Source organism: Rothia sp. 18CD1-1, from assembly GCF_055285355.1.
The window spans coordinates 1-25,568 of sequence record NZ_JBUZLI010000008.1; the positions used below are offsets into that span (position 1 = coordinate 1).

A 25,568-nucleotide genomic window follows, 5' to 3' on the forward strand; every position below is an offset into this window, starting at 1 on the left:
CCGGGTTCCCCGGACAGGGATCCCCACCGGTCAAAGGATACCAATCAGAAGGCCGATACAACCGATCACCATAAAACATAAACTATCAAGACCTTCCCAGAAGCTAAGACTCCGGCTATTTCCATAGCCTAGCCCTGCTAAACCGATGCTCTTGGGATCTTATTCTTGAAGGACTATCCCGGCCTGTCGAGAACACACAGTATTAACCGGGCATATGTAGGTCTAAAAGGGGACAAAAACCGGGTCAAAAGCCCATCCAGCATCCCACACTATGAGACAAACACGAGCACACGAAACCTAAGCTAGCAAACCCCGCAACAGCGTGGTCAAAGAAGCCGCAAAACCCGCGGCAGAATCGGTGGGCCAAAAATGTATGGGGTAGGCGGACCCCTGAATACGCTGAAAGTTCTCAAGTTCGGGCAGAATCGGCTCGGCAACCAAATCACCAAACATAGTTTTCATCTCTTCAACCCGGTAAGTATGCTCCGGTTTACCCTCGCACACCTTATTAATCACCACAGAAGCAGAATCCACCGAATACTCAGTGTTCTGCTCAAACCGGGCGATAGCGCGCAAAGTACGCTCGGTCCCCGCCACCGAAAACAGTGAGGGCTCAGCCACAGAAAGTACCCGATCCGACACGGCCCACGCCATAGAGGTCAGCCGACCCAAAGTGGGCGGACAATCAATAAGCACCAGATCAAAATTATCAAACTGATCTCCCACCAGCTTCTTCAACCGGGGTAGAGCCTTACCCATAGGTAGTCCCTCAAGAGAAGACAGTGCCGCCGAACCCACCGCCACCTGGATAGACCCGGAAACCGCCGCCGCACCATCGTCTAGCACGCCGCTATCCCGCACCAGCTGGTTCCAGGAGGAAGGAAGTAGCTCATCAATAAACCGGTAACGCCGCGGCGACGCCAACATGGTACCAATATCCGTACCGTTGCCGGTCACAGCAAGGCCGGTACTGGCATCGCTGTGAGGATCCATATCAATAACGAGCACACCCAGGTTTTCATTGAGGGCAGCAGAAGCCAACCCGAGGGTCGTGGAAGTTTTACCAACTCCGCCTTTGAGGCTACTGATACTAACAACAAGGGGCACGAGCCAGACTCCCAACCAGAAGCAGATTATGAATATTTACGATGCTTCAACCTATTGTACCGATAAAGGGCCGTCAAGATAGCGACAACCTTCATTGCACGAACACGCACTATAACAGGTAACCGGCCTTCACAAAAGGCAGGGAAACAGCCCCCGGCGCCGGCCAACAATTCCGCAAAATCACGGTTCATATGCGATAAATAAACATGTGTAAGCCCCAATACGACTATATTGGGTTCTGTTCACGCACCGTGACAAAGTCTTTGCCGAACACCATTGGCAAGGCGGAATGGACAAAAATGTTTGAGAAAGTTCTTGTTGCCAACCGCGGCGAGATTGCTATTCGTGCCTACCGGGCCGCCTACGAGCTCGGCGCAAAAACAGTGGGAGTCTTCCCCTACGAAGATCGCCACTCAATTCACCGTCAGCAGGCAGACGAGGCCTACCCCATCGGTGAAGAGGGACACCCGGTACGCGCCTACCTGGATATTGACGAAATCATTCGGGTAGCCCAAGAAGCCGGCGCAGACGCCATCTACCCCGGCTACGGGTTCCTCTCAGAAAACCCTGAACTGGCGCGGGCGGCAGCAGCAAACGGAATCACCTTTATCGGCCCACCCCCGGAAGTCCTTGAACTCGCCGGCAACAAAGTCGAAGCCCTCAAGGCCGCCCGCAAAGCCGGAATTCCCGTGCTGGCCTCCTCCGAACCCTCAAAAGATACCGACTATCTGCTTGCCCAAGCAGACAAAATTGGCTTTCCCATATTCGTTAAGGCAGTAGCCGGCGGTGGCGGACGCGGAATGCGCCGCGTAGAGAGCAAAGAAGCCCTCCCCGACGCTCTCGCCTCAGCTATGCGAGAGGCAGATACAGCCTTTGGCGACCCCACCGTTTTTCTCGAACAGGCAGTACTGCGCCCACGCCACATCGAGGTGCAGATCCTCGCCGACTCCCAGGGAAATATCGTGCACCTGTTTGAGCGCGACTGCTCCCTACAACGCCGCCACCAGAAAGTTGTCGAAATCGCCCCGGCACCGCAGCTCGATGAAGAGATTCGTCGGGCACTCTTTCGAGACGCGGTGAAATTTGCCCGAGAACTCGGCTACCAGAATGCGGGAACCGTAGAGTTCCTTGTCGATACCGCGGGTGAACGGGCCGGCCAGCACGTCTTTATCGAGATGAACCCGCGCGTGCAGGTGGAGCACACGGTCACCGAAGAAGTGACCGATGTTGATATTGTGCAGTCACAGATGCGTATTGCCGCCGGTGAATCTCTCACAGATCTGGGAATAGAGCAGGATAACGTGCACCTGCGCGGCTCCGCCCTACAGTGCCGCATTACCACCGAGGACCCGGCCAACGGGTTCAGGCCCGATGTTGGTAAAGTGACCTACTATCGTTCGGCTGGTGGCTCCGGTATCCGCCTCGACGGCGGCACCGTGTACTCCGGTGCACAGATCTCACCGCACTTTGACTCCATGCTGGTGAAACTCACCTGCCGCGGCCGCACCTTCCTCTCCGCCGTGCAGCGTGCCCAGCGGGCCCTGGCAGAGTTCCGTATTCGCGGTGTGGCCACCAACATCCCCTTCCTCCAGGCTGTTCTGGAAGACCCGACCTTCCGCAGCGGAGACGTTTCCACCCCCTTTATCGACGAACACCCTGACCTGCTCACCAAAAAACCCCTGGGAGACCGAGGCACCAAGGCGCTGCAGTACCTTGCAGATGTCACGGTGAACCAGCCACACGGTCCGAGGATTGAGGGCCCCGACCCGCGCAAGAAACTTCCGCGTTTCCCTGGCGATAAGATTGATGAGCCCTTCCGCTCACCCTTCGATAGGAGCACCCACGAACCCCCCGCCGGCTGGCGACAGAAGCTGCAGGAGCTCGGGCCCGAGGGGTTTGCTCGTCACCTGCGCGACTATAAACCGGTAGCGGTGACAGACACCACCTTCCGTGACGCCCACCAGTCGCTTCTCTCAACCCGGATCCGTACCCGCGACCTGCTGGCAGCCGCCCCCGCGGTGGCAAACGTTATCCCCAATCTTTTCTCTGTTGAAGCCTGGGGCGGTGCCACCTACGATGTTGCTCTGCGTTTCCTGTCTGAAGACCCCTGGGAGCGACTTGCCCATCTGCGGGAGGCTCTACCCAATATTCCGATTCAGATGCTGCTACGCGGACGCAACACCGTGGGCTACACCCCCTACCCCACCGAGGTAACCGATGCCTTTGTGAAGGAGGCCGCCGAAACCGGTGTGGATATTTTCCGCATCTTTGATGCGCTCAACGATGTTTCACAGATGGCACCGGCAATTGAGGCGGTACGGAAAACCGGAACAGCTGTTGCCGAGGTAGCCCTGTGCTACGCCGGTAACCTGCTTGATCCGCAGGAAAAGGTCTATACCCTTGACTACTATATGGGTCTTGCCCAGCAGATTGTTGATGCTGGGGCCCATATCATCGCCATCAAAGACATGGCCGGGCTGCTGCGGCCCGAGGCGGCACGCACCCTGATTACCGCCCTGCGCGACCGGTTTGATCTACCGGTGCACCTGCACACTCACGATACCGCGGGTGGGCAGGTAGGTACCCTGTTAGCAGCCGTCGAAGCCGGTGTAGACGCTGTTGATGTGGCAACAGCAACCATGGCGGGCACCACATCACAGCCATCGTTCTCCGCCTTTGTGGCTGCCATGGATGGCAACAGCCGCGCCCCCGAGATTGACCTTGACTCGGTGCTCTCCCTTGAACCCTACTGGGAGAGCGTGCGCGCGATCTACCAGCCCTTTGAAAACGGGCTGAGTTCACCAACCGGGCGGGTCTATACCCACGAGATTCCCGGAGGCCAGCTTTCCAATCTGCGTGCGCAGGCGGTAGCTCTCGGACTTGCCGATAGGTTTGAAGATATTGAAGACATGTACGCGGCCGCAGACAAGATGCTGGGCCATATCGTGAAGGTTACTCCCTCCTCGAAGGTGGTGGGTGATCTTGCCCTTCAGCTGGTGGGTATGGGTGTTGATCCGGCAGAGTTTGAGAAAAACCCGCAGGATTTTGATATCCCCGATTCGGTGATCGGATTCCTCAACGGTGAACTGGGTACACCTCCGGCGGGATGGCCCGAGCCGTTTCGTAGCCGGGCCCTGGAAGGGCGCAAGCTGGCCAAGCCCGCTGTCCGCGACATATCCGATGCGGACAGGCAGGCCCTCACCGCTGACTCACAGACCCGCAGACAAACCCTGAACAGGCTGCTTTTCCCGGCACCGACCCAAGAGTTTGAGCGTGTTCGTAGCGAATACGGTGATGTCTCCATTTTGCATACTCGGGACTTCTTCTACGGGATGCTTGAAAATCGTGAGCACGTGATTTCGCTGGGTAAGGGTGTGCGCCTGATCGCTACCCTGCAGGCTATCTCGGAGCCCGATTCCAAGGGGATCCGGCACGTGATCTGCACCCTCAACGGGCAGTCCCGCACGGTTGAAGTGCGCGATTTCTCTGTTGAGTCCCAGGTGACAGAGGCGGAGAAGGCGGATTCGGCGAACCGAGGCCACATTGCTGCCCCCTTCGCCGGAGGTGTTTCTATTACCGTGGCACCGGGCGATACCGTCAAAGCCGGTGACACCGTGGCAACCATTGAGGCAATGAAGATGGAAGCCTCTATCACTTCACCGGTTGGTGGCAAGGTTGAGCGGATTGTCTATAGCGACGTTGCCCAGGTACAGGGTGGTGATCTGCTGATCGTGCTGGATACCGACTAGGCGCGGATAAAATACCGGATAGGAAAAGGGGCGGGCTGTTTTTGCGGAGAGAAGGCAGCCCGCCCCTATAGACTGCCGCGATACTGGATGGAATAAGCCTCAACCGGTAAACGTTGGGGTAGGTGTATTTGAGCGTGAAAAGGAGAAAAGAAGCTCTCATGACCCAGTACTTTGATTTGATTATTATTGGCTCCGGTTCCGGGAACTCCATTATCAACGACGAGTGGAATGATAAAAAAGTTGCTCTTATCGACGGCGGGGTCTTTGGTGGAACCTGCCTCAACTTTGGCTGCATCCCCACTAAGCAGTATGTTTACCCGGCAACGGTGGCCAATACGGCCAGCCACCTGGGGCGCCTGGGGGTCGAGATGGAGGTTACCGGGGTTGACTGGCCCGCCATACGGGACAGGATCTTTACACGGATTGACTCCATCTCTGCCGGGGGACTGGCCTACCGTGAAGGTCTGGACAACGTGACCGTTTTTAGCGAGTACGCGAAATTTGTTGACCGGCACACCCTGGAAACAGAGTCGGGTGCCCGGCTCACCGCGCCACAGATCGTGATCGCCACCGGTTCCCGCACCAGGTTGCCGAAAGTCCCCGGTGTTGACCTGCCCCAGGTCCAGACCTCCGACACGGTGATGCGCATGGATAGTCTGCCCCGGCGTACGGTTATTGTTGGCGGAGGTTTTATTGCCGCCGAGTTCGCCCATGTCCTGAGCAGTCTGGGATCGGAGGTCACCCAGGCTAACCGGACAGATGTTCTTCTGCGGGGTAACGACAGGGAAATCACCGAAAGATTCAAAGAGCAAGCAGCCCGGCAGTGGGATTTGCGGCTGAACTACGAGCTCAAAGAGATCCGCGAGGGCGAGGAGGGTGAGGTGATTGCGATCTTCGCCCATGAGGGAGAGATCGTTGAGATCCCCGCTGATATGGTGCTGATCGCCGCCGGCCGGGTACCCAACTCGGATACCCTCGACGCCGAAAAATTCTTCGATATACGCCCAAACGGTACGATAGCGGTTGATAGGTTCCACCGGGTGCTCTCTGACGGCCGTCCCGTCGAGGGAATCTTCTCGCTGGGGGATGCCAGCTCCGCCCACATGCTCAAGCACGTGGCCAACGCGGAAATGCGCACGGTTCAGTACAACCTTACCCACCCCGACTCAATGCGCACCACCGATGAGAGATTTGTGCCCGCAGCGGTCTTCACCCACCCCCAGATTGCCTCGGTGGGACTGACCGAGGAGAAGGCGCGTGAAGTAGCCGAACGTGAAGGTTTTGAGATCGCGGTCAAGGTACAGAACTATGCGGATGTGGCCTACGGCTGGGCCATGGAAGACACCGTGGGCCTGTGCAAGCTGATCGCCCGCAAAGACACCGGCCAGCTTCTGGGCGCCCACCTGATCGGCGAGGAAGCCTCAATACTCATCCAGCCGTTGGTCCAGGCAATGAGCTTCGGTCTGGGAGCCCACGACATGGCACGGGGTCAATTCTGGATTCACCCGGCCCTGACCGAGGTTGTTGAAAACGCCCTCCTGGGTCTGGACCTCGACCAGTAGTGAGAGTGGGGGGCGCCGGCTAGGACTCCTCGTCGGTGCCCTCACTGTTTTTCTTGGGCCGATAATCGCGCAGCTGCTCACCCAGCTCGATGAGTCTACTGCCGGTTTCATGCCGGATCTCACCCATCTTTTCGGCGCGCTCAGCCCGCTTAGCCTCGACGCGTTCTGCACGTTTAGCGCTGTACTCCTCCAGTTTTTTCATCCGCTCCTGCACAGAATCCTTCACCGTTTCTTTGGTGCGATTATAAATATCATCGATATAGCTGGAGAACTCCTGCATCACCACAGACCGCCGCACCTTCTGTGAGGGGGTGAGGTGCCCGTCCTCCTCCGTCCAGTCACGGTGGGTGATCCGAAACTCACGAATTGACTCGGCACGGGAGACAAAGGTGTTCGCCTCATCAATAAATTTCTGGATAGCTTCCCGCACCTTAGGGTTCACCGAAGCATCAGAAACAGACATATCCCGCGGCAGCCCCAGATGTTCCAGCTCATCGGGCAGGGTGTCGGGGTCGAGGGTTACCAGGGCCGCAATAAAGGGTTTCTCATCACCGACCAGCATGGCGTGAGAAACCATAGGGCTGGTGCGTAGGCGATCTTCCGCCCCGGCAGGAACCACGTTCTTACCGCCGGAGGTCACAATGATTTCTTTCTTTCGGCCCACAATTTTGAGATAGCCGCGCTCGTCAAACCGGGCAAGATCGCCGGTGCGCAGCCAGCCGTCATCGGTAAAAGCTAGCTTATTCTCCTCGGGGTTATCCAAATAGCCCTTCATCACGCCCACACCGCGCACCTCAAGCTCACCGTCACCGGTAACCCGGCACTCGGTGCCCGGCAGAAGAGGCCCAACATTGCCAATATCAAAAGCGCGGGTGCGCCCCACCGACAGAGAACCGGTGGTCTCTGTCATACCGTACCCCTCAATAACCTGCACACCCACCGCATGAAAGAAGTGCCCCAGCCGCGGCGCCAAAACACCTCCACCAGAGACCGCGTAGCGAAGATTACCCCCCAGGGCCGCCCGTAACTTGGAGTACACCAGCCTGTCATAAAACAGGTACTGTGCCCGTAAACGGGCGGGAATCTTTCCCGCGATCTTAGCCTCAGACCAGGCTAGAGCAACTTCAACCGCCCGGTGGAAAATTTTAGCGTTGAGCTTGCCCCCCTGCTCAGCCTTACGCACTGAAGCCTCAAACACCTTCTCAAAGACACGGGGTACCACCAGAAGCATAGATGGTTTAAAAGAATCGAGATCGGCAGTCAAATTTTTAATGTCGGGGGAGTGCCCCACCACAAGCCCTGCGTCGATTGCCAGGATTTGTATCTCGCGGGCCAGCACGTGTGCCAGCGGCAGAAAAATAATGGTCGAGTTACCCTCACAGGCAACATTGGGTTCGGCAACGCGCACCTGCGCCGAAAGACGCACAAAATTACCGTGAGTGAGCATACACCCTTTCGGTTTACCCGTGGTGCCCGACGTATAGATAATCGACGCGACCGTATCAAGATCGGCGGCAGAACGCCGCCGCTCCACCTCACAATCCTCAACCCCGGTCCCGGAATCCACGAGCCGATCAAGATCCTTATTATCTATCACCCAGGTATGCTCAAGCACCAGCGGACTATACTCGTGCCCGGCGGCAACAACCTCGGCCAAATCATCGGTCTCAACAAACACCGCCTTCGCCCCCGAATGCGAGAGCGCCCACCCGGCCTGGGCCGGGGAAGACGTCTCGTAGACGGGAACCGAGATAGCCCCGGCATACCAGATAGCAAAATCGATGAGGGTCCACTCATAGCGGGTGCGGCTCATAATCCCCACCACATCACCGGGGCCAATCCCCGCAGCGATGATCCCCTTAGACAGCGCTACCACCTGCTCACGAAATTCACTCACGCGCACCGGAACCCAGTTCCCGCTGGATTTCTGTACCCGGTAAAGCACGGGGTCATTACTGTCGGTCAGCCTGCGCTCAAGAATATCGGTAATATTTTGCTGAGTATCAGAAACCACTGCCTGAGGCACGGAAACACGATTCATACTTGGCCCTCCAGACCCAGCTCAATCCGTTGGATAAAGCTAAGCGATTGTTCAAAAATAACCGGTGCATCATGGTCAAGAGTAGCCACATGATAGCTTCTCTCAAGCCATATAAATGTTACCGGTGCGTGAACATTTTTCAGAAAATACCGGTGCGAAGAATCAGAAACCACATGGTCACGGCGGGACCGAAAATAGAGCACCGGCACCGGCAGGGCGGCAAGCATGGGGCGGGTCTCCCGTCCCAGTCGGTGGAGCTGGTCAGCGGCAACCAGCGGAACCCGATCATAGGCGCCCTCCTGAACCCCGACAGCAGCAATGTCGGAAGAGATACCCGAAGTCGCTACCGCCCACCGCGACCCCAGGCCGGCAAAACGCATGGCGGGATTGGGGTCGGTCATAAAAGGATTAATGAGCACACAGCCTGCGGTCTTGCGGCGGACAGATTCACGAACAGCTAACATGCCGCCCATCGAAAGGCCCAGCACCACCACCTCGTGGTGAGCTTCCCGCAACCGCCAATAAGCCCGATCCACCTCCGCCAACCAATCATGACGGGTCACCGTCAACAGGTCCTCCCAGCGGCCACCGTGCCCCGGTAGACGCGGCATCTCCACCGCAAAACCGGCATCAGAGAGAAACTCCGCTACCGGGCGCACACTGTGAGGCGACCCCGTAAAACCGTGGATCACCAGAACACCGCAACGGTAGCGGCCAGCACCCGACAGCGGCTCATGGTTAAAATATTGAGACAAACTTTCGGTCCTCTCCCACCGGCAGAAAGAACCCGTCGGCCCCTCCACCCCAAAGTTTACCCGTCACGCAAGACGGGCAACCAAAATACGGGCCCGCCGCACCGTCCGGGCGTAAACTAGAGCGAGTATTAGTAAACCTGCATAAAAGTGCGCTCGCGGTGAGGGGAGTCCCAGTGGTCTATATGGTGCTAAAGAAAGCGGTGGTAGGGCCGATTCTCAGCAGGCTGTACCGCCATAGGGTGGAGGGGCTGGAGAACCTACCCGACGGTGGTGCTATTATCGCCAGCAACCACCTGGCTTTCTGTGATTCGGTCTTTATTCCGCTGGCTATACCCCGGCAGGTTTTTTTCCTGGCAAAATCCGACTATTTTACCGGTACCGGGGTGAGGGGGCGTGTTGTTCGCTGGTTCTTCAACCTGGTTGGCCAGCTACCCATAGACCGCTCGGGCGGGGCAAAAAGCCAGGCTTCCCTCAACGCAGGTGCCCAAAAACTGGCAGAGGGAGAACTGCTGGGCATCTACCCGGAGGGCACCCGTAGCCCCGACGGCCGCGCCTACCGCATCAAGCTCGGCGTCGCCCGTCTGGCCTTGACAGCCAGGGTTCCGGTGATCCCGGTGGGGCAGATTGGAACAGACGATGTGCAACCTAGCGGAACAAACTCCGTGAAGCTGCGTAAAAACGGCAAGAAGATCACCGTGCGCACGGTGATCGGTAAACCGCTTGATTTCTCGGAATACTACGACCTTGCGGGAAAGCACAGGGTGCAGCGGCTTGTTGCCGACACTATCGGTGAGGCGATCAGAGAACTTTCGCACCAGGACTATGTGCCCCTCTACGCCAGCGATGTTAAAAATCTCATGCAGGAAGACGGACTGGATGCCAGGCAGGCAGTCGACCGGCTCACCGATAGAAGAGAGTCCTAGCTCTCACAGGCTGGACCACGGGTGAAAAAGGGCGCCCGTGCACATACACTTAGTCTTCAAGGGTATTTGTTACCCGCCTGCGGTAATCCCAATTATCAAATAACTCTCGACTAAGGAAGCAGCAGTATTAATGAGCGAATCGACAGCCCGCCACCGGCTCACCTCGGAACTTGACCGGTGGCGGCAGCTGAAAGCAGACCAGCAGCCCAGCTGGGGAGACCACCCAGATTTTGAGTCCTCTATCGCCGAACTGGAGGCTGTACCGCCGCTGGTTTTTGCCGGTGAGGTGGACCGGATGCGCAGAAAACTTGCGGAGGTTGCCCGCGGGAAAGCTTTTCTTCTTCAGGGTGGAGACTGTGCCGAAACCTTTGCCGGTGCAACCGCCGACAAAATCTCGGGAAGGATTAAGACCCTGCTCCAGATGGCCGTGGTGCTTACCTACGGCGCATCTATGCCGGTGGTCAAAATGGGGCGTATGGCCGGGCAGTTTTCTAAGCCGCGTTCCTCGGATCGGGAAACAAGAAACGGTGTGACCCTGCCTTCCTTCCGCGGCGAGATGGTCAACGGCTACGACTTCACAGAGGAATCTCGCCTGCCAGACCCCAGGCGCATGGTGCAGGGCTACCATACCTCGGCTTCGACCCTCAACCTGGTGCGGTCCTTCACCACGGGCGGTTTCGCTGACCTTCGCCTGGTCAACCAGTGGAATAGGGGCTTCACCGCCAATCCGGCCCACACCCGCTATGAGTCTCTCTCGCAAGAGATCGACCGGGCGCTCAAGTTCATGGAGGCCTGCGGGGCAGACTTCGATGCCATGAAAGCAACCGAACTCTACATTGGCCACGAGGGGCTGCTTCTCGACTACGAACGCGCTCTCACCCGCACCGACTCCCGCACGGGTCTACCCTACGACACCTCGGGGCATTTTATCTGGATCGGTGAACGCACCCGCGGCATTGACGATGCCCACGTCGATTTCTTCTCACGGGTGCGTAACCCTCTCGGGGTGAAGCTGGGCCCGACCACCACCGTGGATCAGACCCTGGCTCTTATTGACAAACTTGACCCCGAGCGGGAACCGGGCCGGCTAACCTTTATCACCCGCATGGGAGCATCGCAGATTCGTGCCCGGCTGCCCAAACTGGTTGAGGGGGTACAGGCATCGGGGGCGCAGGTGGTTTGGGTCACCGATCCCATGCACGGCAATACCATCTCGGTGCCGTCAGGCTATAAGACCCGCAGGTTTGATGACGTGGTCGATGAGGTGCGCGGTTTCTTTGAGGTGCACGAGGCTCTGGGCTCTTTCCCCGGTGGTATTCACGTGGAGATGACCGGTGACGACGTTGCCGAGTGCCTGGGTGGCTCTGACCCCATCAACGAGGAGGCTTTCGCTGACCGCTATGAGTCTCTCTGCGACCCGCGGCTGAACCACCGCCAGTCACTGGAGATCGCTTTTTTGGTGGCGGAGTACCTGGCCCGGAGATAGAGATCGTCGGTTGAAACCGGTTCAAAAATTGGGGGCAAAGATGTGTTTGGTTACACGGTCTGGCTGTTTAGCCGAACCAGTTTGTCCAGGTATTGAACCAGCCCGAGGTGATGAGCGAGTTTGCTAGTTGCCAGCCTATAAAGCCGGCGGCAACAAAGCCGAACAGTAGGAGTAGGGCGAGGAGGAGCAGGGAGACCGCGGTGGGTCTTTCCCGCCACTGAATTTGCGGGTACCGCGGGTTACCGCTGTCGGGCGGGGCGGTGGCTTGGTTTTCTGCCTGTTCTGTGCGGGGGTACTCCTGCCGGCTTTTTTCCCGACGATACTCTGCCGAGATGGGTGGGTAGCTTGCCGGTGAGTCGTCGGTGAAGATATCGGTATTGTCGATCATCGTGTGGTCGGTATCGGTTGCTGCAAGCGGTGTGGTTGCGGGTTTGGGTTCGGGACCGACACCGGAGATGGCCGTGGGTTCGTACTCTTCTGCCCCTGGATCATAAACATCATCGTAGCCTGTGTTGCCGAAGCCCGTGATGGAGGTGCGGCCAAGAGCCCGCGATGCACCGGTTTTTTCTGCTATCTCTTCGACAGCCTCCCAGATGGTGTTGTGCGGCACCGGCCAGACGTCCGCGCGGTAGTCCAGTTCCTGCCGGGTCAGGGAGTGTGTGAGGTCGGTGAGTACCTCAAAAAGTTCTGTGCCGTTTTCTGGGCGTGCGGCTGTTTGCTTACGGGTGCACCAGCGAATAATTCCGGCCAGGTCCGGGCTGACCCCCGGCGCATACTGGGTCACGGTGGGTATTTCGGTATTGACGTTGTGGTAGATCACCTGCTGGTCGTCGCCCAGCCCCGGGAAGGGGAGCCTACCCGTGAGCATGCGGAACATCATGATTCCGCTGGCAAAGATATCGACACCGGGGCCCACGGTGGCCTGCGGGTCAACGATTTCGGGTGCAACATAGGCGGGGGTTCCCATAAGTTCACCGGTCCAGGTTTGGTCGGTGCGCCGGGTAAGACCAAAATCGGTGAGTTTCACGCTGTGCTCGGTGGCTGATAGCAGCACGTTGCTGGGCTTAATGTCGCGGTGGATGAGCCGGTGGGCATGAACTTCGGAGAGGCCCTCGATGGCGGGCAGCATGATCTCTAAGGTTTCTTTCACCGACAGTACCGGCCTGAGCGCCAGTAGCTGCTGCAGGGTTGCCCCGTGCACATAGTCCAGCACAATGAACATGAGCTTATATCCGCGGATCTCCTCTGTGCCGGAGCCGAGTACCCCTACCACGTGGGAGTGGTTGATCTGGCGGAGTGAGCGTTCTTCGCGAAAAAATTTTTGCTGCTGCGAGGGGTCGGCGGAGAACTGTGGAAAGAGGACTTTAATGGCCACGGGGTTGTTGGACCAAAGGTCGACACCGTGGTAGACCTCGGCCATGCCTCCGCGGGCGATCAGGTGGCCCACCTCAAAATGGCCGGAAAAAATTGTCCCCTCTAGCCAGGCGGTGGGTGAAGGTGTAGAGCTCATATCTGTTCGATAGTAGGTGAGAAAACTGATAAAAAGTTGTGTAAACACCGTAAACGATAATTCTGCAAAATACCGCTAACTCTGGCACACTCTATTGTGTGACTGAAGAAAATACTGATGTGACCGCGCGTGTGTTTGCGCTGGTGGATAGCTGGATCACTCTCCCCGACATTGCCGAGGCTCTGGATATTAAGGTGACCAGGGTGCACAATATGGTTGCCGATCGTACCATTCTTGCCCTGCGTGATCCGCGGGATGGCGTGCGTAAGGTGCCGGCCGAGTTTATTGCTGCCGGCCGGCCCCTCGAATCGCTGAAGGGTACGCTGACCGTTTTGGCGGATGCCGGTTTTGGGGACGAAGAGGCGGTGCTGTGGCTCTACACCAACGATGATTCGCTGCCGGGCCGGCCCATCGACGCTCTGATTGACGGGCGGAAGACCGAGATTCGCCGCCGCGCGGCGGCCATGGCCTGGTAGGTCTATGCCTCCCTTTTGAGGGCTCCGACCGCAATACCGTGCAGCCCGGCTCGGACAACCTCGCTGACCGGTAGCTCGGCTAGGGCGGTCAGGGCAAGGTCACTTTTGCGGGTGATCATGTCCTCCACCGAGTCGAGGGCGCCCGAGCTGCGGATGAGCTCCTGTAACCTGTCAATATCTTTGCTGCCTAGTTCGGTGTTTCCCAGTGACTCTTCCAGAAAGGTGCGGTCTTGGGCGTGAGAGTACATGGCGGTGTAGGCGGTGAGCACCGTGCGTTTGCCTTCGCGCAGGTCGTCGCCGGCGGGCTTGCCGGTGGTCTGTGGCCGACCAAAAACGCCCAGCACATCATCGCGCAACTGAAAACCTTCTCCCAGGGGGAGGGCGAAAGCACTGTAGCCGTCTAAGAGTTCGGAGGTTTGAGCCGGGGTAAGTTTATGTGCCAGGGCGCCGCCGAGCATGACCGGATGTTCGCAGGAATATTTGGCCGACTTAAACCGAATCACGTGTAGTGCCCGCTCTAGCGCCACCTCGGGTTCCTCGGCTTGAACCACCTCGCCCACGATGTCAAGGTATTGGCCCGCCATCACCTCGGTGCGCATCAGATCAAAAATTTTCCGGGCCTCACCCGCTACCGCCGTCTGACCTATCGACGAAAAAACCATCTCGGACCAGGAAAGACACAGATCCCCGGCAAGAATAGCGCTGGAAACCCCAAAATTTTCTGCCGATGTTTTATAGCCTGATTCCCGGTGCATTCCCTCAAAGCGCCGGTGTACGCTCGGGGCGCCACGGCGGGTATCGGATGCGTCAATAATGTCGTCGTGGATCAGCGCTGCTGACTGAAAGAGTTCGAGCGCCAGCCCTGCCTTCACAATTGCCGTGCTACCGGCGCTACCGCCCGCTCCGCGGAAGCCCCAGTAGGAGAGAAGGGCCCGCAGTCGTTTACCCCCGCGGGAGAGCTGCTCAATTGACTCGAGAAGCGGGAGGGATTCTGCGGATATACGGCGCAGCAGACGGCGCTGTTCCGACCAAAAAATTGCCATCTCGGCTTCAAGCGCCGCAAGATAGTCCTGTGTCTCGGCGGCAACCTGTTCGGCGATAGTGTTGTGGGGACTCATGAGGATCCTACTCTGTGCACAAAGGGTCACCTACCAGTGTAGCCAGAGCATTCTGGTGCCGCGTTACCGTGCAGAGAAGACGGGTGTTATCGGCCGCACCCCCACCGGGTATAGAATATATGTTCGATAAACTTTTGGAGGGACATGGCGTGGCTGAACTCTTATCCCCGGTGATCATGCACCTTGACATGGATGCATTTTTTGTCAATGTGGAGCTGCTTACTCACCCCGAACTTGCCGGGCAGAAAATTATTGTTGCCCGCGAGACCGGGCGGTCGGTGGTGGTCTCCGCATCCTACGAGGCGCGGGCATTCGGGGTGCGTTCAGCCATGCCGCTCGCCAGGGCACGGCAGCTGTGCCCCGATGCCGTGGTGGTGGAGCCCGGTACCCGATACCGTGACTATTCGCGAAAAGTCATGGGGATTTTACACGAGCTCACCGACCGGGTTGAGCAGGCGAGCATCGATGAGGCCTATGTCGACCTGACTCCCACTCTCAAGAGGCTGGGGGACCCGGTGGCTACCGCACAGCGGTTGCGTCAGAGAATTTCCGCAGACCTGGGGCTGCCCTGCTCCGTGGGAATTTCTAGCACAAAGTATGTAGCCAAAATGGCTTCGTCGGCCAGCAAACCCAACGGTCTGTGGGTAATACCCCCGCACAGGGTAGAGGAATTCCTGAACCCTCTGCCGGTGGCGCAACTGTGGGGGGTGGGCCCCAAAACCGCCGGAGCACTAGAGCGGCTGGGCATACACACGGTGGCACAGCTGCGCGAATACAGTGCTGACTATCTTATGGGAAGACTGGGTAAGGCCGCAGGCGCCCACCTCTATCAGGTGGCCCGCGGGGTTGATCCCCGGCCCGTGGTGACCAACCGAATCGAAAAATCTATCGGTGCTGAGCACACCTTTGATCGGGACAGCACCCGCGCCGAAGAGATCGGGCGCCAGGTCTACAGGCTGGCACTCACCGTGGGGCGGCGGCTGCGGAAAACAGGAAAGCAGGCTGCCGCTCTCAGCCTCAAAATCCGGTTTGACACTTTTGAAACGATCAGCCGATCCTGTCAGCTCGCGGCACCCACAGACTCGGGGAGGGACATTCACCGGGCAGTCATGGGCCGCCTGAGAGAGCTTGAGATCGTGGCGGGGGGTGCCGCGCCGCGCCCTCTGCGGCTTATCGGTGTTCGTGCGGAGAAGCTGGAAAATCGTTCGAGGGGGGTACAGCAGGTCCTGCTGGGGGAGGGGCTAGAACCCGTTGAAACAGATTTTCACGGAAGCTGGCGCCGGGCCGAGACCGTTATGGACCTGATCCAGCAAAAATATGGTGCGCACGGACTCATACCGGCGAATTTTCTCGCCCCGGATCCCTCGGCACCGGATGCACGCCGTCTTGTAGCCGGGAAGAAAAACTCCTCTGGGTGGGGACGGGCCGGCGAGCAGTAGAGGGGAGGTCCACCCATAAAAAATAGATTTCTTCCCGGTCAGGAATGGTTAGCTCGGGCTGAAAAATGTATCATTAGAGGCGTTGACATAGTTCGTGGGCCACGGACGAATCACTATTCTCTAGGAGGGTCTCATGCCGCTGTCAGAACATGAACAGAAGCTGCTGGATCAACTTGAGCAGCAGCTCAATGCCGATGATCCCAATTTTGCCAGCTCGATGGCAACCGAGCCTGAGTCCCCCCAAACTACTTTTGCTGTGCGCAACATCGTTGTGGGTATTCTTGTGGTGCTGGTTGGCCTGGGCATTATTATTGCCGGTGTCGCCAGCAAAATTATTCTGCTGGGAGTCGGCGGCTTTATTGTGGCGGCAGCGGGTGTTTATTTGGCAACTTTGCAACAGCAGCAGAACGGTAAAACCACCGATTCCGGCGTCAAAACACCGCGAAAACGATCCGGGTTTATGAGGAACCTGGAAGACCGGTGGGACGAACGACGAGGCCAGGGAATATAAACCCATTCTTAAAACCTGTGTGTGCGGGGTGCGCTCAATGGAGCGCACCCCGCACTGCTATGTTTCGGCCCGTGTTATCTGGGGTGAAACTGCACCTGTACCTCCTCCCCAGGCTCATGTGCGGTTCAACTGCCCGGTACACCCGGTTGAGGGTAACGGTGAATGCCGTGTGAAAACACTCAAAATGGGGACGAAATGAAGCATATGTAAGGAATGTGGAGCGCGGTGGAGTAAAGTGGAGCAAAGTAGAAAAACAGGCATGTAGTTTGCTGCTGCCAACAGCGTCAATTCCGGTCGAGGTGAGTGTCTATGTTCTTGGGGACTCATTCGCCGCGCCTGGATGACAAGGGGAGACTTATTTTGCCCGCTAAATTCCGCGACGAATTAGGGGACGGACTGGTGCTTACCCGGGGACAGGAACGCTGCCTCTACGTGTTCAGTTTGGCCGAGTTTCAGCGGGTGCATGAGCAGCTGCGTAGCGCCCCCATCTCGTCCAAGCAGTCTCGCGATTACATTCGTGTTTTTCTCTCGGGTGCTTCAGATGAGGTCCCCGATAAACAGGGGAGGATCACCATCCCCCCTGCTCTGCGCCGGTATGCCGGGCTAGGTAAAGAGCTTGCCGTGATCGGTGCTGGAACCAGGGCCGAAATATGGGATGCTCACACCTGGGACAGCTATCTGGCAGAAAAAGAAAATGAATTTTCTGAGACAGACGAAGATCCGATTCAAAAGTTTATGCTCTAAAAATTTTTTTACACCATGCACTAACACCGATTTGTACCCAGGGCCCGGAGGAACAGAAAAATGACCGAGAGAGAAAATCTCGAGGCCACAGAGGCTAGCGATAGGCATCTGCCCGTTATGCTTGACCGCTGTCTCGAGCTTCTAGGCCCGGCTATTGGGCGTCCGCGCGCCGTGGCAATTGATGCGACCTTGGGCATGGGAGGGCACACCGAAGCCATGCTTGAACGGTTTCCACAGCTTACCGTTATCGGTATCGACCGCGACCGTGAGGCGCACGAGCTGGCTGCTTCAAGACTGGCTCGCTTTGGTCAACGGTTTAGACCGGTTCACGCCGTCTACGACGATATTCCATCTATTGTGCAGAGTGCCGGTGGATCAGGGGTCGACGGTGTACTTTTTGATCTCGGTGTCTCATCGATGCAGCTTGATGAGCGTCAGAGGGGTTTCGCCTACTCCTATGATGCTCCGCTCGATATGCGTATGAACACCGACGATGAGTTGACGGCGGCCCTGGTGGTCAATAGCTACGATGAAGCGAGGCTGCGTCAGATTATCCGCGACTGGGGGGAAGAAAAATTTGCTGCCCGTATTGCCGCGGCAATGGTGCGGGCGCGCAGCCGGAAACAGTTTGAGACCACCGGAGAACTGGTTAAAGTTATTCAGGATGCTGTTCCGGCCGCCGCTCAGAGAAAGGGCGGACATCCCGCAAAAAGAACCTTCCAGGCCCTGCGTATCGAGGTCAACCGCGAGCTTGAGGCCCTGGAGCGGGCAGTCCCCGCCGCTATTGATGCGCTCACGGTGGGTGGGCGGCTAGTTGTGATGAGCTACCACAGTCTCGAAGACAAACTCGTGAAGCGAGCTATTGCCGAGCGGGCGCGGTCCTCAGCTCCCCGGGGGTTTCCCGTAGAACTTGAGGAGCACCAGCCCGAGCTCAGGGTGATTACTCGCGGTGCGGAACCGCCTACCGAAGAAGAAATAACAGAAAACTCTCGCGCTGCCAGCGCCAAACTGCGCGCTGCAGAAAAAATTAAGACAACAACAAGGACAATCGTATGAGTGCTGAACCACACTTTCCCGATAGAGAGCCCGAGACCCGGGGTAGGCACCTCTCGCTGGTGCACACTACAGCCGACGAACACGGCCCCGGGGTCCGTGCGCCCCGAGCGCTCGTTCCGGAGGCGACTCCGCGAAACAGCAGAAAACTTCTCATCACGGTTTTCGCGATGGTTCCGCTGATTCTGGTTCTGATCCTGCTGGTAAACATTGTGACCGCCTCGCGGCAGTACGATCTGGTTGATTTGCGAACACGGGAGGAGACCCTCACCCAGCAGAATGAGGCGCTGTCTCAGGAGATTGAATACCACCAGGCGCCCCAGGATTTGGCGATCCGGGCGTCGCAGCTGGGCCTGGTCTCGACCTCTGTGCCGGCCACCTTGAATCTCCAAACGGGGGAAATAGCGGGAACTCCCTCGGCGGTCACCAAGGGCGATAAAGATCAGAAGAACCTGATCAGTCCCCCCTCTCTGAGCGACACTGAGGCTTCGGCACGTGCTAGCGACCGCGCCGCTGAACAGACCAAGAAAGAGGCCGAGGCCCGGGCGAGTGCTAGCGCTTCTGCCTCAGCAGCTTCATCGGATAATCGGGCGGATTCAAGCGCTCAGCCCAGCGCCCCGAGCACGGCTAGTTCTGCTAGCCAGACCGGTGCGGGCGCGGAGAACCGGTAGGGGTTTGGCGTGACGGCATGTCCGCTCCGTATCGTGGCTGGGGCCGTTGGATGAAATTTTTGTGAGGGAAGGGTACGTGTGACTGTTTCAGGTTCGCGTGGATCTGGGCCGGATAGGCAGCGGCAGCTGGGGCGTCGCGGATTCATCGCCAGCGGTGTTGCCGCTGCCGGTCTGGGTATTCTGGGCACCCGCCTTCTGTACCTTCAGGGGCTTGATCCGGGCGGCTATGCTGAGCAGGCTAAAGCGCAACGCACGAGGACCCAGGTGGTTCCTGCCCTCCGCGGGCAGATTCTTGATGTCAACGGGAACGTTCTTGCCCGATCGGTGCAGCGTTACAACATTACTGTTGACCAGACCGCGGTTACCTCCTATGACCGTTACAGGCCTAACAGCAGTGACATAGAGACGGTAACACCCGTACAGCTGGTCTATGAGCTTGCCGATATTCTTGATATGAAAGACAGCGACGTTAAAGCTGCCCTTGACGGTGATAGTCGCTATAAGGTGATTAAAGAAAACGTAACGCCCGAGGTTCACGATTCTATCTCAGGTTTGGGGGCAACTTTTGTGTACGGAGAGATTGTCTCCGACAGGCTCTACCCCAACGGCGAGGTGGCCGGTTCCGTGGTGGGCAGGCTGAGCAAGGTCGAGGAGGCGGTCGAGGGCGAGAACACCACCCAGCTGACCGACTATTCGGTGGGTGTTGAGCGTTCGATGGACCGGCAGCTTGCGGGCCAGGACGGTGAGCGGATCTACGAGATTTCTGCCGATGGCGTGCGTATTCCTGTGGGGGACGAGCAGGTGAAGGCTGCGGTCAACGGTCAGAATGTGCGCTTGACCATTAACCAGGACATCCAGTACTTTGCCCAGCAAATCATCAAAGCACGGGTTGAGGAAACCAAGGCGCGCTGGGGCACCGTGGTGGTGATGGGGATCAAAGATGGGTCTGTGCTGGCGCTGGCCGACTCCTCAACCATGGACCCGGGGGCGGAAAAATTTGAGCTTGAGGATATGACTTCGCGGGCTATCTCGCAGGCATTTGAGCCCGGATCGACCGAGAAGATTTTAACCGCAGCTGCTCTGATCGAGGAGGGGAAAGTTGATCCCTACACGGTATTCGATGTTCCAGCTCAACTTGAGATTGATGGTCAGACCATCACCGACGCTTTTACACACCCGGCCCAGAGGAGAACCTTTTCGGGGATTATCACGGACTCGATGAACACGGGCACGGTTTTGGCTGGCCAGCGGCTAGACGTGGAACAGCGCTATAACTGGCTCAAAAAATTTGGCATGGGAGATCCCACGGGTATCGATCTCACCGGTGAAAGTCCGGGACTGGTTGCCGACTACAGCGACTGGGATGTGCGCCAGAAATACACGGTGCTTTTTGGGCAGGGCATCACGCAGACCGTGCTACAAACCAGCATGATCTATCAGACCGTGGGCAATATGGGGGTCAAGCTTAAGCCGAGAATTATTGACGCGGTCATCAACCCCGACGGTACCGAGCAGGTACAGCCGGTAGAGGAAGAGACCCGGATCCTCACCGAAGAGACCTCCCGCGCCGTGCTGAGTTTGATGGAAAATGTGGTACTGCACAATGCCACCGGGGCAAAGGTTGAGGGCTACCGTATTGCCGGGAAGACAGGTACCGCGGAAACCGCCAGTGAAACCCAAGCCGGCTACGACGGCTACACCACGTCCTTTGTGGGGGTAGCCCCCACCGAAGACCCCCAATTTCTTGTGGCTGTGTCCCTCTACCGGCCCCAGACCACAGCGGCAAACGTGGGACAGGTGGGAACCAGTGCACAGTTCTCGCAGATTATGGAGAAAGTTTTACACACCTACAAGGTCCCCTTCTCCACCACGGAGCCGGTTGAGATTCCAAAATTTCCCGAGGAAGAATCCGCGGGCTAGGGGCGGGAATCCGGCACCTAGACGGGATGGGGAGATACGGACCGAATACACGGAAGTACCGCTCACCCGATAAAATCAATTTTTGTGATGAAAGCACGAGAGACTGAAGGACGATGAGCACGGACGAAACAGCTAAGGGGCAGGAAACCGCACAGACGCTGCGCCCGCGGGGTATTTCCGGCGGTTCCACCGCTGCTATAGCCAGCTGGCTCACCGGTCAGGGGTTCACCGCCGCGCAGGTGCACGAAGGTAGCCGGCCTGTTACGGGGATAACCATGGACTCACGGGAGGTTCAAGCCGGTGACCTCTATGTCGCTCTTCCCGGAGCCACGGTGCACGGTGCACGGTTTGCCGGGCAGGCGGTAGAGGCCGGCGCCACCGTTCTCCTGACCGACAGGGCCGGAGCTGCGCTCGTGGGGGAGCTACCTCCTGACACCGGCCTGATCGTGGCTGAGGAGCTTCGTGCCGTCGTGGGCCCCCTGTCGGCGCACATCTACAACTCGCAGCCGCAGGACGGCTCAGCCCCCACCCTCTTTGCGGTGACCGGGACCAACGGAAAGACCACCACCACCTACATGGTGAACTCCATCATGGAGGCGCTGGGTGAGACTACCGGGCTGATTGGAACCATTGAAATTCTTGCCGGGGGAGAACCCATCCCCTCGCGGCTGACCACCCCCGAATCCCCCCAGGTACACTCCTTGCTCACCCTTATGCGCCAGCGCGGTATCTCGTCGATGGCGATGGAAGTATCCTCCCACGCCCTGGACTATCTCAGGGTAGACGGGGTGCGCTATGACATCGCCGGCTTTACCAATCTCACCCAGGACCACCTTGATCTGCACGGAAGCATGGAAAACTACCGTGCATCTAAGGCTGAGCTTTTCACCTCGGCCCATACCCGAACAGCGGTCATCACCGCCGATGATACCTGGGGCCAGACTATGCTGGCCCGGGCGCAGGAAGAGCTGGGAGAGAAAAATACCGTCGCCCTCTACACCAACCACGGGGCAGGCTACAGTCGAATACCGGAGGCTCTCGCACCGGGCCACTGGGTGCTGACCGAGGTGAAAGGCCGCGGGATCGGCCACAGCTTTACCCTGGTCAGAGGAGACGGTACCCGCTGTGAAGCCCAAACACAGCTGCCTGCTGACTTCAACGTATCAAACGCGGCTCTTGCCGTGGCAATGGTATACGAATCTGGCGTGGATCCCTCAGCACTTCAGCAGGTGCTGCGGGATCCGAACACGCTAACCCCCGTCGTTCCCGGTCGAATGCAGATTATCGGCAACCGGCCCACGGCCATCGTGGATTTTGCCCACAACCCCGATGCCCTCCAGCGGGCACTTGAAGCGATCAGACCGGCAGAGGGAGAGGGCCGGGTGATCGTGGTCTTTGGGGCAACGGGTCAGCGTGACCAGCTCAAGCGTCCCGTGATGGGGGAGGTAGCCGCCCGGTATGCGGACACTGTGATCATCACCGATGACGATCCGCACAACGAAGACCCAGAACCTATCCGCGATGCTGTTGAGGCCGGTGCGCTTGCTGCTCTTGAAAGAGGGGCTAGGGCCCGGCAGGTACTGAAAATTGCTCCACGAGCCACAGCTATTGCCAGGGCGTTTGAGCTGGCAACCGTCGAGGACTCGGTGCTGATCGCCGGCCGCGGACACGAGACCGCCCAGGAGGTCGCCGGGGTGAACTTTAATCTTGACGACAGGGTTGAGGTTGCGCGTAGCCTGAACAGTCGGGGCTTTGAGGTGCTTCCTGCCTACCGTTTTATGCTTGAAGGGGATGCGTAAAGAATGATTGCTCTCACTGCCGGAGAGGTTGCAGAAGCCACCGGTGGCCGGATAACGGGGATAGATGCCGCCGCGATTGACCAGATTCTGGTGAATGCCGCAGACACCGATTCACGCGAGGCTCAGCCGGGAACTCTCTTTGTAGCCAAGCCCGGAGAAGTGACCGACGGACACCGTTTTCTGCCGCAGGCGTTTGAGGCGGGAGCCACACTGGCCCTCACCGAGCGTCAGATCAACAACGAATCGGGGCAACCCTATCCGCAGGTGCTCGTTGCCGATGTGGTACTGGCCATGGGGGCGCTGGCCCGCTACTGCCTGGCCAGGTTGCGCGAACTGGGGGAGATCACGGTGGTGGCTATTACGGGTTCTGCCGGGAAAACCACCACTAAAGACCTCCTCAAAGATATTTTTTCTACCGCCGGTCAGACGGTGGCTCCGGTGGGTTCCTACAACGGTGAGGTCGGTGTGCCCCTTACCGTTTTTCGGGCCGATGAGTCGACCCGTTACCTGGTGATTGAGATGGGTGCTGACCGTGTGGGCAACATCGACTACCTGGCGGATATTGTTCGCCCCGACCACGGCGTGATTTTGAAGGTGGGTACCGCCCACGCCGGTGGGTTTGGCGGTGTGGACAATATCGAGAAAACCAAGGGTGAGCTTGCCGAAGGCTGCCGGGTCAGCCTGGCCCTCAACGATGATGACTACCGGGTGCGGCGCATGATATCCCGGTCCCGGGTTCCCACTCTCTACTTTGGGTTGGGGGAGAAGAACCATGACGGTGGTGCTCAGCCGCGTATCTATGCTCGGGATCTGGCAACCGGGGCGGATGGTTGCCCCCGTTTCACCCTTGTTTTCCCCGATGGTTCTGCCTTTGAGGTGGCCTCCAAACTCATGGGTGAGCACCACGTGTATAACCTGCTGGCCGCCGCCGCGGTCGCCTATCAGGCCGATATCGACCCCGGTACTATTGCCCGGCAGCTGAATATTTCGGGCGCGGTATCACGCTGGCGTATGGAGCGCACGGACAGGGCTGACGGGGTGACCGTTATTAACGATGCATATAATGCTAACCCCGAATCGATGGCAGCGGCACTGCGCACCCTGGCCCATCTGGGGCGTTCTTCGGGGCGCAGAACCTGGGCGGTGCTCGGTGCCATGTACGAGTTGGGAGATGCTTCGCTGGACGAGCACGACCGGCTGGGGCGGCTTGCCGTGCGCATGAACATTGAAAAACTGGTGGTGGTCGGAGCCACCGCTAAGCCCATCTACAATGCGGCCCATCTTGAGGGGTCTTGGGGGGAGGAGGCCACCTGGGTGACGGGGAGGGAAGATGCCTTGACCCTGCTCCGTGCCGAACTGGCCCCCGGCGATATCGTTCTTTTCAAATCATCGCACGGTGCCGGGCTGGGAGAACTGGGCGAAAAAGTTGCGCGTGCAGACTTTCTTCTGGATGCTGATGAGACGAGCAACGCACACTGGTTGAGCGCGGGAGATCAGGCCGGCGCGGTAAACTCTGATTCTGGCAGCGATCAGTTGCCCACAACCGAAACTGACCTACACACCGGGAAGGGCACTCTGAAAGCATGATTCCCATTCTTCTAGCAGCAGGTTTTGGGTTGCTGATTTCGATGATTGGCACACCCCTCTTTACCAAGTATTTGGTGCGCCAACATTACGGGCAGTTTATTCGTGAGGATGGTCCGACCAGCCACCAGACCAAACGCGGTACCCCCACCATGGGCGGCGTGATGATCATGGGTGCCACGGTTGCCGGTTTTTTTCTTGCCCTGTGGACGACGGCGCTTTTCTTTCGGACCACCTGGGTGCCTTCGGCCTCGGTGCTGCTGGCACTGTTTCTGATGCTGGGTATGGCCGGGGTCGGCTATATCGATGACTACAAGAAGATTTCAAAGAAGCAGTCTGAGGGGCTGACCCCCGGCGGGAAGATAGTGCTTCAGGGTGCCGTGGGCGTAATCTTTGGGGTTCTGGCTCTGCTACTGCCCAATGAGCACGGCTGGACCCCGGGTTCAACCCGGATATCTTTCACCAGAGACACGGCCGTTGATCTGGCTTTCGCCGGGCCCGTGATCGGCATCATTCTTTTCGTGATTTGGGCAAACCTGATTGCCACCGCCACCACCAACGCGGTGAATCTCACCGATGGCCTCGACGGTTTGGCCACCGGTACCGCTATCCTGGTTTTCTCGGGTTATCTGCTGATCTCGATGTGGCAGACCACCCACCTGTGCGCCCCCGGATCGACGGACCCCGTATGCTACGAGGTGCGTGACCCGGGGCAGATGGCGATTCTGTCTGCGGCCCTGATCGGTGCCCTCATCGGTTTCCTCTGGTGGAATACCTCACCGGCCACCATTTTTATGGGGGACACCGGATCACTGGGTATCGGTGGCGCCCTGGCCGCCTTTGCGATTCTTACCCGCACCGAACTGTTGCTGATCATCATCGCGGGTCTTTTTGTGGCCATCGCGCTGTCAGTGATTATCCAGGTGGGCTACTTTAAAATGTCCGGCGGTAAAAGGGTTTTTCTGATGGCCCCGCTTCAGCACCACTTTGAGCTGAAGGGCTGGCAAGAGGTGACCGTGGTGGTTCGCTTTTGGATTCTGGCGGGGCTGTGCGTCATGGTAGCCCTGGGTATTTTCTACGGTGACTGGCTGCTGAGTCACGGAGGGGTGGCAGTATAGCT

The 25,568-nt window shown here is 58.2% G+C and carries 19 protein-coding genes; 14 read left to right on the top strand and 5 right to left on the bottom strand.

Annotated elements, in window-relative coordinates; all coding sequences use genetic code 11:
• Positions 1 to 297: 297 nt before the first annotated feature.
• A complete protein-coding gene (locus ACS1BR_RS07065; protein ID WP_463561262.1) occupies positions 298 to 1,107 on the bottom strand; it encodes a ParA family protein in 810 nt (269 codons plus the stop codon).
• A gap of 299 nt (positions 1,108 to 1,406) precedes the next feature.
• On the opposite strand from ACS1BR_RS07065, the gene ACS1BR_RS07070 reads away from it, so the two are divergent.
• Both ACS1BR_RS07070 and ACS1BR_RS07075 read left to right on the top strand, forming a co-directional pair.
• The gene (locus ACS1BR_RS07070) at positions 1,407 to 4,856 is read left to right on the top strand and encodes a pyruvate carboxylase (protein ID WP_463561655.1); all 3,450 of its coding nucleotides are present in this window, start codon (positions 1,407 to 1,409) and stop codon (positions 4,854 to 4,856) included.
• 158 nt (positions 4,857 to 5,014) lie between these two features.
• Positions 5,015 to 6,418 carry a mycothione reductase gene (locus ACS1BR_RS07075; protein WP_463561263.1) on the top strand — a complete coding sequence of 468 codons (1,404 nt, stop codon included), beginning with the start codon at positions 5,015 to 5,017 and terminating at the stop codon, positions 6,416 to 6,418.
• 19 nt (positions 6,419 to 6,437) lie between these two features.
• Here ACS1BR_RS07075 and ACS1BR_RS07080 read toward each other — a convergent pair whose 3' ends face one another.
• Positions 6,438 to 8,459 carry an AMP-dependent synthetase/ligase gene (locus ACS1BR_RS07080; RefSeq protein WP_463561264.1) on the bottom strand — a complete coding sequence of 674 codons (2,022 nt, stop codon included), beginning with the start codon at positions 8,457 to 8,459 and terminating at the stop codon, positions 6,438 to 6,440.
• Positions 8,456 to 9,214: an alpha/beta hydrolase gene (locus tag ACS1BR_RS07085; protein ID WP_463561265.1), complete on the bottom strand. Its 759-nt coding sequence runs from the start codon at positions 9,212 to 9,214 to the stop codon at positions 8,456 to 8,458. Before ACS1BR_RS07085 ends, ACS1BR_RS07080 begins: the two co-directional genes overlap by 4 nt.
• Before the next feature lie 182 nt (positions 9,215 to 9,396).
• Between ACS1BR_RS07085 and ACS1BR_RS07090 the strand changes: the two genes are divergently transcribed.
• A complete protein-coding gene (locus ACS1BR_RS07090; RefSeq protein ID WP_463561656.1) occupies positions 9,397 to 10,137 on the top strand; it encodes a lysophospholipid acyltransferase family protein in 741 nt (246 codons plus the stop codon).
• 130 nt (positions 10,138 to 10,267) lie between these two features.
• The gene (locus ACS1BR_RS07095) at positions 10,268 to 11,623 is read left to right on the top strand and encodes a class II 3-deoxy-7-phosphoheptulonate synthase (protein WP_463561266.1); all 1,356 of its coding nucleotides are present in this window, start codon (positions 10,268 to 10,270) and stop codon (positions 11,621 to 11,623) included.
• A gap of 67 nt (positions 11,624 to 11,690) precedes the next feature.
• Here the strand turns inward: ACS1BR_RS07095 and ACS1BR_RS07100 are convergent, their stop codons facing one another.
• Complete coding sequence (locus tag ACS1BR_RS07100) at positions 11,691 to 13,133, bottom strand: serine/threonine protein kinase (RefSeq protein ID WP_463561267.1); 1,443 nt, start codon at positions 13,131 to 13,133, stop codon at positions 11,691 to 11,693.
• Positions 13,134 to 13,231: 98 nt separating this feature from the next.
• Between ACS1BR_RS07100 and ACS1BR_RS07105 the strand changes: the two genes are divergently transcribed.
• Complete coding sequence (locus tag ACS1BR_RS07105) at positions 13,232 to 13,609, top strand: Rv2175c family DNA-binding protein (protein WP_463561268.1); 378 nt, start codon at positions 13,232 to 13,234, stop codon at positions 13,607 to 13,609.
• 2 nt (positions 13,610 to 13,611) lie between these two features.
• Here ACS1BR_RS07105 and ACS1BR_RS07110 read toward each other — a convergent pair whose 3' ends face one another.
• Complete coding sequence (locus ACS1BR_RS07110) at positions 13,612 to 14,727, bottom strand: polyprenyl synthetase family protein (RefSeq protein ID WP_463561269.1); 1,116 nt, start codon at positions 14,725 to 14,727, stop codon at positions 13,612 to 13,614.
• Positions 14,728 to 14,876: 149 nt separating this feature from the next.
• On the opposite strand from ACS1BR_RS07110, the gene dinB reads away from it, so the two are divergent.
• The 9 genes from dinB (at position 14,877) to mraY (ending at position 25,566) form a co-directional block, all read left to right on the top strand.
• Complete coding sequence (dinB, locus tag ACS1BR_RS07115; RefSeq protein WP_463561270.1) at positions 14,877 to 16,166, top strand: DNA polymerase IV; 1,290 nt, start codon at positions 14,877 to 14,879, stop codon at positions 16,164 to 16,166.
• A gap of 133 nt (positions 16,167 to 16,299) precedes the next feature.
• On the top strand, positions 16,300 to 16,677 hold the full coding sequence (locus tag ACS1BR_RS07120) for a DUF3040 domain-containing protein (RefSeq protein ID WP_463561271.1): 378 nt from the start codon (positions 16,300 to 16,302) through the stop codon (positions 16,675 to 16,677).
• Positions 16,678 to 16,986: 309 nt separating this feature from the next.
• The gene (gene mraZ, locus ACS1BR_RS07125; protein WP_463561272.1) at positions 16,987 to 17,421 is read left to right on the top strand and encodes a division/cell wall cluster transcriptional repressor MraZ; all 435 of its coding nucleotides are present in this window, start codon (positions 16,987 to 16,989) and stop codon (positions 17,419 to 17,421) included.
• 60 nt (positions 17,422 to 17,481) lie between these two features.
• Complete coding sequence (rsmH, locus tag ACS1BR_RS07130; RefSeq protein WP_463561273.1) at positions 17,482 to 18,477, top strand: 16S rRNA (cytosine(1402)-N(4))-methyltransferase RsmH; 996 nt, start codon at positions 17,482 to 17,484, stop codon at positions 18,475 to 18,477.
• On the top strand, positions 18,474 to 19,145 hold the full coding sequence (gene ftsL / locus ACS1BR_RS07135; RefSeq protein WP_463561274.1) for a cell division protein FtsL: 672 nt from the start codon (positions 18,474 to 18,476) through the stop codon (positions 19,143 to 19,145). Before rsmH ends, ftsL begins: the two co-directional genes overlap by 4 nt.
• 78 nt (positions 19,146 to 19,223) lie before the next feature.
• Positions 19,224 to 21,065 carry a peptidoglycan D,D-transpeptidase FtsI family protein gene (locus tag ACS1BR_RS07140; protein ID WP_463561275.1) on the top strand — a complete coding sequence of 614 codons (1,842 nt, stop codon included), beginning with the start codon at positions 19,224 to 19,226 and terminating at the stop codon, positions 21,063 to 21,065.
• A gap of 113 nt (positions 21,066 to 21,178) precedes the next feature.
• Positions 21,179 to 22,864, top strand: a complete 1,686-nt coding sequence (locus ACS1BR_RS07145) for a UDP-N-acetylmuramoyl-L-alanyl-D-glutamate--2,6-diaminopimelate ligase (protein WP_463561276.1) — start codon at positions 21,179 to 21,181, stop codon at positions 22,862 to 22,864.
• A 3-nt stretch (positions 22,865 to 22,867) separates the two neighbouring features.
• Positions 22,868 to 24,451 carry a UDP-N-acetylmuramoyl-tripeptide--D-alanyl-D-alanine ligase gene (locus ACS1BR_RS07150; protein ID WP_463561277.1) on the top strand — a complete coding sequence of 528 codons (1,584 nt, stop codon included), beginning with the start codon at positions 22,868 to 22,870 and terminating at the stop codon, positions 24,449 to 24,451.
• A complete protein-coding gene (gene mraY / locus ACS1BR_RS07155; protein WP_463561278.1) occupies positions 24,448 to 25,566 on the top strand; it encodes a phospho-N-acetylmuramoyl-pentapeptide-transferase in 1,119 nt (372 codons plus the stop codon). Before ACS1BR_RS07150 ends, mraY begins: the two co-directional genes overlap by 4 nt.
• Positions 25,567 to 25,568 lie beyond the last annotated feature (2 nt).